A 14,536-nucleotide genomic window follows, 5' to 3' on the forward strand; every position below is an offset into this window, starting at 1 on the left:
ATATATAGGTAGGTGATTATGAAATTAAAATTAGCTGTTATCGGCTTCTTCTTTTGTTTAATTGCTGCAATTGGTCTGGTGAATATTAGTGATACTCAAACCCCAATCCCGTTACCAATTGATGGTGCTTTTTCAATTCAAGGGAAAAGTAAGCTTTCTAGTAACGAAATATACGAAGTAATTCGGAATCTATCAGAAACGAAAAAAGTAAAGATTTACAAGCCGATAGTTCAGAGTTCAGGTCAGTTGACTTATCTAAGTTTCGATGATACAAACGACGAACTATTAAAGTCGGCACCGATAACAGGGATGTATTATACCCTCGGGAAAATAGATTCAACTAGTTTACAAACACTTACAGATACAGGACTGAAAACAGCCTATATGGCCTATCCTTGGCATATAGGAGGAATTGTACAATTCTCTGGAACTTTAAGATTGTTGTTAATGGCTACCATTTACTTAACCTTATTAGTTGTTTTATTTGTTGTCCGAACGAGGCAGATTAAAGAAGGGGTCATACGACGTTCTTTAGGCTTACCGATATACAACCTAAGAAAAGATTATGTTATTTCTTTGCTGTTTGAACTGGCTTTGGTTGCATTATTGATGATTTCTTACAGTCATTTTTTGGGAAGTGGTTTCTTCACCTATAGTTCTAAGTTGTTTTTCTCCCTGCTCCTAACTAATTTTATACTATTTCAAATCATTGACCTCCTCACTTTTGTTCTCTTTTGGTTGACGATTAAGGTTGAAAAACCAATTGAAATTATAAAAAACAAGGCAAAAAATAGACTCATTTTTATCGTATGGCTTGCAATTATTTCTGCTATCATCGTTGTTTCAGGGAGTTTGTTACACGAAACAAAGAGTAGTCAATCCAGAATCAATCGACAGATACAGCATTTAGAACCGTGGAAAGAAGTAAAAGACTGGAAAAGACTAGAGTTTCTGGGGATTGATGATGAACCTGTTCATGATGGACAAGCAAATGATTCAGGAGCTAAATATATACAGATAGCCTCTTCCTTCAAAAAATTAGATTTTTTATATATCAAACCATCGTCGGTGTATATTCCAGATCAGATGAAAACTTCTAATTTTGCAGAAGATTTTTCTAAGCAATTAAAAAGTGATGGGATAACGAATCCAGAAGTCAATAAAGAGTTGATCTACATCAACCGAACAGGTGTTCAAGTACAAAATGCAGCGAGTGGAACAAACTATCAAGTGTTAGATAATAAGGTAGCCACCGTCTATATTCCTGATAAATTTAAAAAGTATAGGACATCAATTGAGAACACCGTCGTGGCCGAACAATTCACTGGAACAAACTTCACAAAAGAGAATCTTGCAGTGCAAATCATTCCTAATGGGAAAACATTCTTTCATTTCAATGAGAATGGAGATGATGGTCATGAAGACAGTCTACCATTTGCAAATGCGTCAGAAACCAAGGATAACATAGTCGTGGTATTAGACACAGATAAGATGATTGAAGGCAAAGATTTTATTTTGGCTAGCAATATACTATATAACTCACTTTTTAGTCCTGAAGCGATAAAGAAGGTAAATGATGTGAGTGGCCAGTTGAATTTTTCAATCAATCCAGTAGACGTTTACCAAATTGTAAAGCTGAATATTCAATCTTTAGAGCACCAAATTTTCCTTTCAAAAATCTTGCAGAAGATTATTTATGGTATTGTATTTCTACTCATTTATCAGTATATTCAACTATTTATTTCTTCAAAACAAAATGATTACGTGAAAAAAATCATTTTAGGTCTATCAAAAACAGGGATAGCCTTGTCTAGTCTCAAATATTTTATTGTAACGATTACAATGGTTATCCTATTTACATTTGTTAGGACAAGGCAAGTAGAACTACTGTACATTGGTACCGCTTCTTTAATGGTGTTAATTATTTCAACGACAATGAGTTTCAGAAAATTATCTGAAAAATATACTCAAATTTTAAAAGGAGATGAATAATGGCAATTGAACTGTTGAATGTTAGCAAAAAATTCGGCTCAAAAGAGATATTTACAGACTTAAATTTAAGATTCGAAGCTGGAAAAAGCTACGCATTGATTGGAGGTTCTGGTTCAGGTAAAAGTACACTGCTTAATATTATAGGAAGACTAGAAAAAATCAACAATGGGAACGTTTTAGTTGATGAGCAGGATATTTGGAAAACAAAAGAAAGAACTTTCTTTAAAAATGTAATTGGGTATGTGTTTCAGAACTATTCTTTAATAGAAAATAAAACAGTATATGAGAATTTAAGGCTCATCAATAAAGACAAAAACATAATCTCTGATGTACTTGAAAAAGTAGGGCTTTCTAGTGACTATTTAAACCAAAAAATATATGAACTGTCGGGAGGGCAGGCTCAGCGTGTAGCGATTGCAAGAATGTTACTGAAACCACGTAAAATTATTTTAGCGGACGAACCTACAGGGGCTTTGGATGGTGAGATTGGAAAAGAAATCATTCAGTTACTTTTGAGTGAAGCAACTAAAAATAAATATGTTATTATAGCAACACATGACCCAGCGGTATATAATAAAGTTGATGTTATCATTGATATGAAAGAGATAGGGAGCAAGATATGAAAAAGAAAATGTATATTACAGTAATACTAATAGCAGGAATACTCGCCGTTTTCTTATTTGGGAAATACGTTATAAAAAATGAACATCAAAATAAACCTACGATAGATTTAACAGTCTATACAATTTCTTCTAGTGATACCCAAAAATGGAACAAAGTAAAGCAATTTGAAACGGAAGAAGCGATATACCCAATAACGGTAAAAGAAGCAGCGTCTTCAGAAGAAATATTTTCCAATATCATTGAAGATGGATTTGCTATTGGCTTTGGCGTTCGTGAAGAAGAAGTGAAGCAATTTAACAGTCATTTAGGAAGTGATATAGAAGATGCTAAGAACAATAAATTAATTGGAATAGAATTTTTCACTTTTTCAAATGAGGATGAGGGATTTGTGGTAGCTGATTTTGACTACGGTAAAAAAGAGTATAATTCGCAGAAAAACGAAAAGAAAGAATTATATAAAAAACTATATGAAGCTTTTAAGGAGTAAATGATGAGATATCTGTAGGCTAGAATACCTATTATGTTTGAGAGAAATCCTTGTACTTTTCTATAAAAGGAACCACCTCACGTAAAAGGAGTTTTAAGGTAATTTTAAATAAATATGTAAAAAGTAAAAAAAATTTCTTCTATCAACTATGCCAGCGATTAGGAGAAAGTAGTAGTTTTTCCATATTGCAGCAGTCATTAAGGGGAAGGCTTGATGTGCTGATTGGCTCAACTAAAAGAACAGAATTTTCTGAAAATAATTGACCAAGCCATTGAAGTAGGATAGAATAGTAAGAAAAGAATACGAGCCTGTAAGGGCTTCGTAGATGGTATGTTGGATAGTTTCTGGGTGTGAGGGAAGTCAAATGAATAGCATTAGGAGAAAGATTGACAAAATCAAAGAAGAATATCAAGAAACAAGAAGCCATGCAGGAGAAGACTTTTTAGAGTGGGTCATTAAACGAAAGCTTAGCTGGGGAGTGAGGTGGGTCCTTGTTCTCCTGATTGTAGTTGGTTGGCATCTTTTTTTGCTTGATGTGATGAATCTAGCAAGGCTGTTTGGGCTCCTAGTGCTTTTCTTCCTTTGCTTTATGTTAAGGAGTTTGTTCCACTTTTTCAGTTCAATTTATAGGCAAATAAAAAAGAAATGGATAGAATAGAATCCGTTACGCTCTTATCTTGTGGAAATGAAAAAGAGGTTGGGACAAGCTCAATTTTGAGTCAAAATATAAAAAACACATAAAATCAAGGTTCAGAGAACATGATCTTATGTGTTTTTACTATTTGAAGAGCTTTGCTCAGCTTTTTTATATGATAATGTTCACACTCAATTTTTTATACGTACTCGTCCCAGATTACCTTCTTTTGTGGGTGAGGACGAAGTCACAATGGAGGTTTGTCCCAGCCTCTGAAGTTATTTCAATTCTTTCTTTTTGAATAAGTAGAAGCTACTTGCTAGATAGATAATCGTAAAAAAGCAAGCGATGATTGTGCTAGCAGTCCAATTTGTATCTGTATTTTGTAAAGCTAGGAAGAGGAAGATACTATTTGGAAGGGGGATATGGAGGAGATTTTCAGTAATCAGATGAAGAACATTATCGAACAGGAGAACGATGAGAATAAAGGAAAGATAGGCCTGATTGATTTTCTTAAAGGCGATAAAGAGGGTAGAAGCGAGTAGGATAATACAGATGTAAAGAGGGAGTTGGTGAATAAAAATCGACCAACTAGTTGTGATATCAACTTCGCCTCCTAGAAGAATACGCATGAGAAGTGCTAGAGTGTAAGCAAAAAGGATGTATAGTAGGTTGATAACAAGATTTGTGAGAATTTTGTAGAGAAAAATAGCATTTCGTTTTTGTTTTTTGACAATGAGATTGTTAATTGTTCGGTGATGGAAATCTTCTCCAAATAGGAGATTTGTAGGAGCAAGAAAAAAGAGTGGAAGAAACTGTGTCAAGAGTTGAATTAGGTTGTAGGAATCCTCCTTTGAAGGGCTACTGCTGAGTAAAAAGGCAGATAGTAGTGATAAGGCAAATAGGATTGAAAGGGATAAAATCAGTTTTCTTTCTTTTAGGATACGATAAAGGTCTGCTTTAAGATAATTCATTGCTAGATTCTCCTTCTTGAATGAGTTGTAGATAGTAGCTTTCAAAAGCGATTTTCTTATTAAAAATTGCTTTTAGTTCAATGCGTTCGTGAATTAGCTGTGCTATGAGGGACATAATCTCTGTTTCCTTTGGAAGAATGAGGTAATCATCTTCTTCTTGGAACGAAATGTCTTGTTTTTGCAGAAGAATTTTAGTTGCTTTAAGATTGGTTGTTGCTAGATAGAGTTTTTCTTCTAGTTCTTGCTGGAGTTCTGTTTTTGAAAATTGTCGTAAGACTTTCCCTTTATGCATGATAATATATCGATCTACGACTAATTCTAATTCTGATAAGATATGGCTAGAGATTAAAATAGTCATGTTGTACTGTTCACGTAGAGTAAGAATGATATTTCGCATATCTCGGATACCTGCGGGGTCTAAGCCGTTGATAGGTTCATCGAGAATGAGAAAATCTGGACGATCCAAGATAGCCATAGCAATCGCTAGTCTTTGCCGCATACCAAGGGAAAAATCCTTAGCTTTCTTGTGTGGATTAACCTCTTGGAGACCAACTATTTCAAGAGTTTCTTCAATAATCTGCTGTCTATTTTTTAATCCTAGTTGTAGGGCAATATAGTGAAGATTTCCTTCCGCTGAGAGATTTGGTTGCAGAGCAGGTGATTCAATGAGTGCACCGATGCGATAGGGTTGGGATGAAAAAATTTCACCGGATGTTGGTGCGATTAGACCAGAGAGGATTCGCAAAAGAGTCGTCTTTCCTGCTCCATTTTCTCCGACAAGACCACAGATTTCCCCTTTTTGAATGGAGAAGGAAATGTGGTTGACAGCCTTTTGAGAGGCATACTGTTTTGTTAAGGATTGTAAGGTTAAAAGTGTGGACATGTTGTCTCCTTTCCAATTTCTATTAAACTAGAACTATGGTATACTATTTTTTAACTGAAATAGATTTTATTACATATCTGTAAAGAGGTGTTACATGAAAGAACAGTATGGAAAAGTTTTTAAAATTATTCGAGAATCAAAGAATATGTCTTTAAAAGAGGTCGCTGGAGATTTTGTAACTCCTGCTCAGTTATCACGTTTTGAGAATGGAAAGAGCAATCTGACCGTTGATACATTTTTCCATTGTTTGAATAATATGGATGTTTTGCAGGGAGAGTTCTCAACTTTTTATAATACTTATTATCAAGATGAAGATGTGAGAACTTCTAAAGAACTATATTTAGCTATAGAAGCCCGTAATATTGAATTTTTTCAAAGGTATATTAAAGATTATGAAAAAAGATATGGAGATTATAAGAGAAAGTCAGATAGACTGATGATTGCGGTTTTTCATGTTTTTATGAATAGATGTGACCCATCTATTATTATTCCTGAAGAAGAAAAGAGAGTGATAACCGATTATTTGATGTCTATTGATGAGTGGTGCAGATATGAGTTATGGATATTAAGTAATTGTGCTCGTTCTCTAAGTACAAAAACGTTAGAAATTTTAGGTATGGAAGTAATAAAGCGCAGTCAGTTTTATGATAATATTGAGGAAAATGCGAGAAAAACGTATGGATTATTATTAAATATAATAGGTCATTTATTAGATAGAAAAGAAGAACGATTCGCTTCTAAGTTTATTAAGATGTTAGATAGTGCGAATATGCTAGAAACATACATGTTAGAAAGGTTACAGTTAAAATTTTGTAAAGCACATTTACGTTATTTACAGGGAGTTGTAGGAGGTTTAGATGAGATGAAGGAGTGTAAGCATATAATGGAGTTTTTGGATTGTTACGAGCTATCTATTCAAATTTCTGATACAATCAGCCAACTTACAGATATGTAACGATTTTAAAATGAATTGATTTTTCCTGTAGAATGATTCTTGTAAGTCTTACAAACAACAAGCATATATTGATCATCCATTGGAGGGAAAATTATGAAAAAATTATTAGTCGTTATATTATTAGTGGGAATTAGTTTTGCGTCAATATTTCATTTTGCTAAACCATCATTAGAAGAGCCAATGAATACTAAATTTATTCCATTTGGGAAGGTTGATTTTTCCGATGATTATGATGATTATAATTCTGATTCTGATTATGATACAGATGACTCAGATGATATTACCAGTCGATTTGGAAATTTTATTAAGAATCACAAAACTCCGTTTTCTAAAACAATTGAAAGATAGTTGTCTTCTTCTTTTGAGCATGAAAAGATACTGAAAAAGAAATGGATAGGCTAGAATCCGTTACGCTCTTATCTTGTAGAAATGAAAAAATACCCTAGTAGGGTATAACTCGCCTGTTTATTTCTAGGCTCGCGAAAAACGAGGTTGAGACAAAAGTCTCTTACCTCGTTACGTTACATAGTTTTAACAGTTTAGCGCAGTAGTTGTCTGGTTTGTAAAATGTTGATAAATCAACATTCTAGTAGAAGAGGCTAGCGAACATTTCGCTAGCTCTATTTCCAACCTTTCACAATTCTTAATTGTGAAAGCTAGTCAACTTGCGGGGGTGGGACAACGAAATCGAACTCTTACGAGTTACTGATTTCTGTCCCACTCCCAACTCGCTTTTTGATTTTCAGGCTCGTGAAAAAATGCTCCAGTGGAGCATTTTTTTAATGTGCGACACGGCGGCGTGCTGCTTTTTTGCGATTTTCTTCGATGAACGCTTCTTTCTTTTCTTCAGGTTCAATGATTGTTTTATGAATCGTAAAGACAGCACCTGCAGCAAGAGCGACTGTACTAGCTACTCCCGTTAAGAAACCTTTTCCAAAACCTTTAGCCATAGTTCTTTCTCCTTTACTTATGTTATAATAGATTGTAGCGAAAAAACAAAAAATTTTCAAGGAAAAAGATGAAAACAAAGATAATAGCAGTGGTAGGACCGACTGCGGTGGGGAAAACTGCCCTAGGAATTGAGCTTGCACAGCGCTATAATGGAGAGATTATTAGTGGCGACAGTCAGCAGGTTTATCGACAATTAGATATTGGAACAGCCAAGGCAACCAAGGAAGAGCAGGGCCTTGCGCCCCACCATTTGATTGATGTGCGCGATGTGACAGAAGGCTATTCTGCCTATGATTTTGTAGCAGAAGCTAGCCAGTTGATTGCGGAACTTGCTGAAAAAGGAAAGGTGCCGATTATCGTAGGTGGCACAGGTCTTTATATTCAAAGTTTGCTGGAGGGCTATCATTTGGGTGGTCAGGTGGCACATGAGGAGATTCTTGCCTACCGAAAAGAGCTAGACACTTGGCCAGATGAGCGTTTATTTGGGAAAATAGCAGAGCTGGGAATTGAAATTCCCCAAATCAACCGCCGTCGTGCTATGAGGCAATTGGAGTTGGCACATTTTGGTCAAGAGTTGGAAAACCAAGAACCACCTTATGAAGCCTTAGTGATTGGCCTGTCAGATGAACGAGCTGTCTTATATGAACGCATCAACCAGCGTGTGGATCAGATGGTGGAAGTCGGCTTGCTAGAAGAAGCCAAGTGGCTCTATGAAACCTATCCAACAGCTCAAGCCAGTTTGGGAATTGGATACAAGGAATGGTTTCCTTATTTTAAAGGGGAGATAACTGTCACAGAAGCGATTGACAAGGTCAAGCAAAACACCCGCCGCTTTGCCAAACGCCAATTGACATGGTTTCGTAACCGCATGCAGGTGGTGTTTGACCTCGTATCTGAAGAGGGGTTCAAGGACCAGATTTTCCAACGAGTAACGGAATTTTTAGAGGAAAAATCATGATTGAAACGAGAAAAGAAGAAGAGCGTGCCTTGCTGATTGGAGTAGAACTGCAGCAGACAGAAAACTTTGTCATGTCTATGGAAGAACTTGCGAGTCTTGCTAAAACAGCTGGTGCAGTTGTAAAAGGTAGCTACACCCAGAAGCGAGAAAAGTACGACAGCAAGACCTTTATCGGTTCAGGAAAATTAGAAGAAATCAAGCTCATGGTGGAAGCAGATGGCATTGATACCGTCATTGTCAATAATCGCTTGACCCCACGGCAGAACGTCAATTTAGAGGAAATCTTGGGCGTGAAAGTCATTGACCGCATGCAATTGATTTTGGACATCTTTGCCATGAGAGCAAGGAGCCATGAGGGGAAATTACAAGTGCACTTGGCTCAATTGAAGTACATGCTACCACGTCTGATTGGACAGGGAATTATGCTGAGTCGTCAGGCTGGGGGAATTGGTTCTCGTGGACCTGGTGAAAGTCAGCTAGAGCTCAATCGTCGTAGCATTCGTAACCAGATTGCTGATATTGAACGGCAATTGAAAATCGTTAAGAAAAATCGTGCAATGATTCGAGAGCGCAGAATCCAATCAGGTGTGTTCAAAATCGGTCTTATTGGTTATACTAATGCAGGAAAGTCTACGATTATGAATGCTCTGACAGATAAACGCCAGTATGAGGCAGATGAATTGTTTGCGACCTTAGATGCAACGACTAAGCAGGTACAGCTGTCCGATACCTTCCAAGTAACGGTGACCGATACGGTTGGATTTATCCAGGATTTACCGACAGAGTTGATTTCAGCTTTTAAATCAACCTTGGAAGAATCGATGACTGTCGACTTGCTACTCCATGTGATTGATGCTTCTGATCCCAATCATACTGAGCAGGAAGAAGTTGTCTTGACCATTTTGCAAGAGTTAGAGATGTTGGACATTCCCCGCCTCGCCCTTTATAATAAATTAGATAAGACAGATGACAGCTTTACACCGAGTCAATTTCCGCATGTCATGCTATCTGCCAAAGATGAGAATGCCAAATCCCATATCCAGATGATGGTCTTAGCAAAAATCAAAACCATGTTTGAGCCATTTGAGATTCGCGTCCCCCTGAAAGACAGTTATACACTGCATGACCTTGGGCGGATAGCCTTAATCGATAAGCGCTTTTATGAAGATGATGTGGAGGTCATCAAGGGCTATATTTCAAAGAAAGATAAGTGGAAATTAGAGGAATTTGAAAATGGATTATATTGATCTGGCCTTGAAATACGGTGGTTTTACGAGTCTTGATAGGGTGTATCTGACACGGCAATTAAAATGCTTAACGGATCGTCAAAAGCTGGCCTTTATCACACCGCCACCCTCTGTGATTAATGCTTATTTTGCAGAAATCTATCAGAAACAAGGGCCACAGGCTGCGACCGATTATTATCTCGAACTATCCTGTCAACTTCATCTCTTGACAGCTTGTCCGTCATTTGAAGAGAAAAAACCATTTGTTCGCCTGAATCTATCTGGAAAGTCGTTTGGTTTTGCCTATCATAATGAGGCAGAATTAGCACAAGTATTTGCTGAAAAAAATGAGCCAGTAACGTCTGATTTGCTTTTTGAGATTGCACAGATTTTTCCTCATTACTCCGTTTTTGTCAAAGATGACCTGATTTGGATGCAGCCCTTGGCTATCGATGAGGACAGTCTTATAGCAGTAGAGAGTTCTTATCTCTTAACAGACCTTGCTGAAAGTGCGGACTGGGTGCAGATTTCAGGTTTTAACCAAGAAGAGGTGATAGAGATTGCAAGCCAGTATTCCGGTCAAGCCTACTATGCTTGGTCAGGAAGAAAAGCAATTATCTCTATTCAAAAATAGAAAGAAGTATATGTATATTCAATTTTTAGGAACTGGAGCGGGACAGCCCTCCAAAGCACGTAATGTATCGAGTTTAGCATTGAAATTACTCGATGAAATCAATGAAGTCTGGTTGTTTGATTGTGGGGAGGGAACGCAAAACCGGATTTTAGAAACTGCTATTCGACCACGAAAGATTAGTAAGATTTTTATTACTCATTTACATGGTGACCATATCTTTGGTTTACCAGGCTTTTTATCGAGTCGCTCTTTTCAAGGAAATGAAGAGCAGACTGATATTGATATGTATGGACCGACAGGTATCCGCCAGTTTGTCTTGACGAGTCTGAAAGTATCGGGTTCTCGCCTACCTTACCGCATTCATTTTCATGAGTTTGATGTTGATACGGTAGAAAGGGTGCTTGATACAGATAAATTCACGGTATTTGCAGATCAACTTGACCATACGGTACCCTGTGTCGGCTATCGTGTGATTCAAAAAGATTTGGAAGGAACGTTAGATGCAGAAGCGCTTCGTGCGGTAGGTGTACCATTTGGTCCCCTTTTTGGAAAGATTAAAAATGGTGAAAATGTCATCTTAGAAGACGGCAGAGAAATTGTAGCTAGCGACTATCTTTCTCCTCCGCGACCTGGTAAGGTTGTCACAATCTTAGGGGATACCCGCAAATGCCATGCTAGTGTGCGGCTAGCGGTTAATGCAGATGTATTGGTGCATGAGGCGACTTATGGTAAGGGTGATGAGGTCATCGCTCGAAAACATGGTCATTCGACCAATATGGAGGCAGCCTTGGTGGCAAAAGATGCAGGAGCCAAACGCTTGTTGCTCAACCATATTAGTCCGCGCTTCTTATCTAAGGATATTAGTCAGCTTCGCAAGGATGCAAGTACGATTTTTGAGAATGTCCACATTGTAAAAGATTTGGAAGAGGTTGAAGTGTGAGAAAGATTTTAATAACAGGAGCTTCTGGTGGTCTAGTACAAGAAATGGTGCCACTTTTAGCAGAGGATTTTCTGATTTTATTGGGACGAGATAAGGAAAAATTAGAGCAATTATATGCCTTTCATGAGCAAAAGGTTATTTATGATACAGATCTTCGAGACGAAGAGGCCCTAAAGACCCTCATCCAAAAAGTAGAGCAGGAAATTGGTCGGATTGATATTTTGGTCAATAACGCTGGATATGGGCGGTTTGCGGATTTTGATGAATTTTCAAGTCAAGAAGTACGGGACATGTTTGAAATTAATACCTTTGCCTTGATGACCCTATCTCGCTTGGTCGGTGAGCAGATGAAGCAGGTACAAAAGGGACAGATTATCAATATTGTCAGCATGGCTGGCTTAATTGCGTCAAGTAAATCTTCTGTTTATTCGGCTAGTAAATTTGCAGCAATTGGTTTTTCCAATGCCCTTCGCTTGGAATTGGCTCCTTCACAGGTTGTCGTCACAACCGTCAATCCTGGTCCAATTGCAACGACCTTCTTTGATCAGGCAGATCCAGAGGGAGCCTATTTAGAATCTGTCAAGGCCTTTTTACTACAGCCTAAAGATGTCGCACGTAAGATTGTTTCCGTTATGGGAACGAAAAAGCGAGAATTGAATCTGCCCTGGGTCTTGGCAGTAGCCCATAAATGCTATACCTTGTGGCCTAGCTTAGCTGATTTTTTAGCCCGAACCGTTTTTAATTATAAGTGATTACTATTATGGATGAATGGAACATGGATTAAAAACTATGTAAAAAAGGGACGCAGATGTTCCAACTTTAGTTGGTTACAACTGAGGCTCCCTTTAGTGGGGACGCAGATGTTCCAGCTTTAGTTGATTACAACTGAGACGCCCTTTAGGCATAAGTCTTCCTAGCTCCAAAGGTATAGTATACCTTTGGAGCTGAGTGATAGGAGTTTGCAGAGCAAACTCTCCTCTGATTCTTCGTCAGACTTCCTATTTTGCCGTAGCTGTTACGAGCTTACTCGTCTTACAGATACGGATGCCCTAGGGGTACACTGTGTGCTTTTAACGCTCTCGTATCTTATGAAATTGAACTCGAGCTAAGCACTGTGTGAAAAAGATAAGTCTTCCTAGAGTTTGCTGACTCTTCGTCAGACTTCCTATTTTGCCGTAGCTGTTACGAGCTTACTCGTCTTACAGATACGGATGCCCTAGGGGTACACCGTGTGCTTTTAACGCTCTCGTATCTTATGAAACTGAACTCGAGCTACAACTCACTGACAAAAAGATAAATCTCATTGGTTGCAAGCCAACCTGCTTCGATTTCCTATTTTGTCTAGGAGTTGTTTAACGCTCTCGTATCTTATGAAAGGAGATGGAATGACAAAGTTATGGAGATTAATCTATAGTCGTACTTTTATTGTTCTTTTATTGCTTGGAGTGACGGTTGGAGCTGTTTTATGGACTGTGACCTCGGCGACAGCATTGGCTCCAGCCTTGTTATCTGTTTTACAACTCTTTTCGATTCTTGTAGCGATTTCGGTCATCAACCGGCCTATGAATGCTAGTTTCAAGTTGACCTGGCTTATTTTTATCATTGGTATTCCTATTTTCGGTGCTCTTTTTTACTTTATTTTACAGTCCAATATTGAAACCAAACGCTATCGTAAGACGTTTAAACGGCAGAGTTTGTTGCTCCGCCAGTATGGGCATACCTCTCATAAGGTGCTAAATGCCCTTGCTGAGCAGGATAAGGATCAATTAAAATTAGCCCATTACATGAATCAGTATGTCGGCTATGCCCTTCATGCCAATACAGATGCGACCTATTTTTCATCTGGAGAAGCTAAGTTTGAAGCCTTGTTAAGGGAATTGCGCAAGGCCGAAAAATATATCTTCATGGAATATTTTATCGTTGATTTTGGCTATATGTGGGATTCTATCCTAGAAATTTTAAAGGAAAAGGCAGCTCAAGGTGTAGAAGTTCGTTTTTTGTATGATGGGACCAATTCCTTGACTTTGTTGCCCTATACCTATTATAAAACCCTGAGAAAATATGGTATTAAAGCTAAGGTCTTTTCTCAGATTATCCCAGCCTTATCCACTGTGCAAAACAATCGTGACCACCGAAAAATTGCGGTCATAGACGGGAAGGTGGCCTTTACCGGTGGTGTCAATATTGCAGATGAGTACATCAACCGCAAAGAGCGCTTTGGTCATTGGAAAGATGCGGCGATTATGGTCAAGGGAGAAGCGGTTGCCAATTTTACTCTCATGTTCTTGCAGATGTGGAATTTCAATGAAAAGACACAAAATAATGATTTGACCTACCTGAAAGACCACCATGACCAAGAAAAGGCAATCGTTGACTCAGAAGGCTTTTTCTTGCCCTATGGGGAAAGTCCATTTGACGGAGATGAGGTGGCAAAGCGTGTCTGCTTGGATATGATTCAGTCAGCTACCAAGTATATCTATATCATGACTCCTTATCTTGTCTTGGATGATGAAATGATGGACAATTTGACTTATGCAGCCAAACGTGGGGTAACTGTCCGCTTGCTCTTGCCTCATATTTATGATAAGCAGTCGGCTTATCTGGCGGCTCGAACAGATTTTCCAACCTATTTGGAAGCAGGCGTTGAGATTTATGAATACACACCTGGTTTTGTCCATTCTAAGGTGGTCCTTGTTGATGATAAAAAAGCAACGGTTGGTACGGTCAATATGGATTTTCGTAGTTTCTATCTCAATTTTGAATGTGGTCTGTATATCTACAAACACCGTCAAGTCCTAGCAGATATTCACAAGGATTTTGAAGAATCCTTTGCCAAGTCAGAGCGTATTACCCTCATCGATTTTGCTCGAACTTATCCGTGGTATAAGCGCTTTGCAGGCGCATTTATGAAGATTATCGCTCCCCTCTTATAAGAAGAAAGTTCCTTGGTGCTCCAACACCAAGGCTTTTTTAGTACTAGGCGTGTTTCCTAGAAGCAAATTTTTTAAAGGGAAATGGCCTATTTTATAAGTGAAAACGGTTTATTTTATGGTAAAATAGGAACTAGATAGATGATGTTGTAGTTCGGCTGAACAGTCGCTTACGGTTAGACAATTCATGAAAAAAACGTGGTTCTTTCAACTCATCATGATTGGGCTATTCATTTGGAATTTGCTGAATCAGAGTAGCCCCTTTAATCCATTTTTTCATCTAGTTGTCTTACTGTTATGTTATATGGTTGGTTTTATCAAAGTGATGAAGGGATAGAAAAGGAGAAG

14 protein-coding genes are annotated in these 14,536 nt (G+C 38.0%); 11 read left to right on the plus strand and 3 right to left on the minus strand.

Annotated features, from left to right (window positions below; genetic code table 11):
* The first annotated feature begins 18 nt into the window (after window positions 1-18).
* The 3 genes from A4H00_RS07455 to A4H00_RS07465 are packed head-to-tail and all read left to right on the plus strand — an operon-like array spanning window position 19 to window position 3,103.
* Window positions 19-1,992 carry an ABC transporter permease gene (locus A4H00_RS07455; protein WP_067088796.1) on the plus strand — a complete coding sequence of 658 codons (1,974 nt, stop codon included), beginning with the start codon at window positions 19-21 and terminating at the stop codon, window positions 1,990-1,992.
* Window positions 1,992-2,615, plus strand: a complete 624-nt coding sequence (locus A4H00_RS07460; protein WP_067088799.1) for an ATP-binding cassette domain-containing protein — start codon at window positions 1,992-1,994, stop codon at window positions 2,613-2,615. The genes A4H00_RS07455 and A4H00_RS07460 overlap by 1 nt, the downstream gene beginning before the upstream one ends.
* Complete coding sequence (locus A4H00_RS07465; RefSeq protein ID WP_067088802.1) at window positions 2,612-3,103, plus strand: hypothetical protein; 492 nt, start codon at window positions 2,612-2,614, stop codon at window positions 3,101-3,103. Before A4H00_RS07460 ends, A4H00_RS07465 begins: the two co-directional genes overlap by 4 nt.
* Before the next feature lie 912 nt (window positions 3,104-4,015).
* On the opposite strand, the gene A4H00_RS07475 is transcribed toward A4H00_RS07465, so the two are convergent.
* Both A4H00_RS07475 and A4H00_RS07480 read right to left on the minus strand, forming a co-directional pair.
* Window positions 4,016-4,711, minus strand: a complete 696-nt coding sequence (locus A4H00_RS07475; protein WP_067088810.1) for an ABC transporter permease — start codon at window positions 4,709-4,711, stop codon at window positions 4,016-4,018.
* Entirely contained in the window at window positions 4,698-5,594 is an 897-nt protein-coding gene (locus A4H00_RS07480) for an ATP-binding cassette domain-containing protein (protein WP_067088814.1), read from the minus strand. Before A4H00_RS07480 ends, A4H00_RS07475 begins: the two co-directional genes overlap by 14 nt.
* Before the next feature lie 94 nt (window positions 5,595-5,688).
* Here A4H00_RS07480 and A4H00_RS07485 point away from each other — a divergent pair, with 94 nt between their 5' ends.
* Together A4H00_RS07485 and A4H00_RS07490 are read left to right on the plus strand one after the other, a co-directional pair.
* Window positions 5,689-6,549, plus strand: a complete 861-nt coding sequence (locus A4H00_RS07485) for an Rgg/GadR/MutR family transcriptional regulator (protein ID WP_067088817.1) — start codon at window positions 5,689-5,691, stop codon at window positions 6,547-6,549.
* A 93-nt stretch (window positions 6,550-6,642) separates the two neighbouring features.
* Complete coding sequence (locus tag A4H00_RS07490) at window positions 6,643-6,897, plus strand: hypothetical protein (protein ID WP_067088822.1); 255 nt, start codon at window positions 6,643-6,645, stop codon at window positions 6,895-6,897.
* Window positions 6,898-7,328: 431 nt separating this feature from the next.
* On the opposite strand, the gene A4H00_RS11500 is transcribed toward A4H00_RS07490, so the two are convergent.
* Window positions 7,329-7,499, minus strand: a complete 171-nt coding sequence (locus A4H00_RS11500; RefSeq protein ID WP_082815611.1) for a DUF3042 family protein — start codon at window positions 7,497-7,499, stop codon at window positions 7,329-7,331.
* A gap of 68 nt (window positions 7,500-7,567) precedes the next feature.
* Between A4H00_RS11500 and miaA the strand changes: the two genes are divergently transcribed.
* The 6 genes from miaA to cls all read left to right on the plus strand — a co-directional run bounded on the left by miaA (window position 7,568) and on the right by cls (window position 14,191).
* On the plus strand, window positions 7,568-8,458 hold the full coding sequence (gene miaA, locus A4H00_RS07495; protein ID WP_067088826.1) for a tRNA (adenosine(37)-N6)-dimethylallyltransferase MiaA: 891 nt from the start codon (window positions 7,568-7,570) through the stop codon (window positions 8,456-8,458).
* Window positions 8,455-9,705, plus strand: a complete 1,251-nt coding sequence (gene hflX, locus A4H00_RS07500) for a GTPase HflX (RefSeq protein ID WP_067088828.1) — start codon at window positions 8,455-8,457, stop codon at window positions 9,703-9,705. The genes miaA and hflX overlap by 4 nt, the downstream gene beginning before the upstream one ends.
* Window positions 9,692-10,318 carry a cystathionine beta-lyase gene (locus A4H00_RS07505; protein ID WP_067088833.1) on the plus strand — a complete coding sequence of 209 codons (627 nt, stop codon included), beginning with the start codon at window positions 9,692-9,694 and terminating at the stop codon, window positions 10,316-10,318. The genes hflX and A4H00_RS07505 overlap by 14 nt, the downstream gene beginning before the upstream one ends.
* A gap of 10 nt (window positions 10,319-10,328) precedes the next feature.
* Window positions 10,329-11,258, plus strand: coding sequence for a ribonuclease Z (rnz, locus tag A4H00_RS07510; protein WP_067088836.1), 930 nt, complete (start codon window positions 10,329-10,331; stop codon window positions 11,256-11,258).
* Window positions 11,255-12,010, plus strand: a complete 756-nt coding sequence (locus tag A4H00_RS07515; protein WP_082815612.1) for an SDR family NAD(P)-dependent oxidoreductase — start codon at window positions 11,255-11,257, stop codon at window positions 12,008-12,010. Before rnz ends, A4H00_RS07515 begins: the two co-directional genes overlap by 4 nt.
* A gap of 633 nt (window positions 12,011-12,643) precedes the next feature.
* On the plus strand, window positions 12,644-14,191 hold the full coding sequence (gene cls / locus A4H00_RS07520) for a cardiolipin synthase (RefSeq protein ID WP_067088839.1): 1,548 nt from the start codon (window positions 12,644-12,646) through the stop codon (window positions 14,189-14,191).
* The last annotated feature ends 345 nt before the right edge of the window (window positions 14,192-14,536 follow it).

The sequence above is a fragment of the Streptococcus marmotae genome (assembly GCF_001623565.1).
Taxonomy (GTDB): domain Bacteria; phylum Bacillota; class Bacilli; order Lactobacillales; family Streptococcaceae; genus Streptococcus; species Streptococcus marmotae.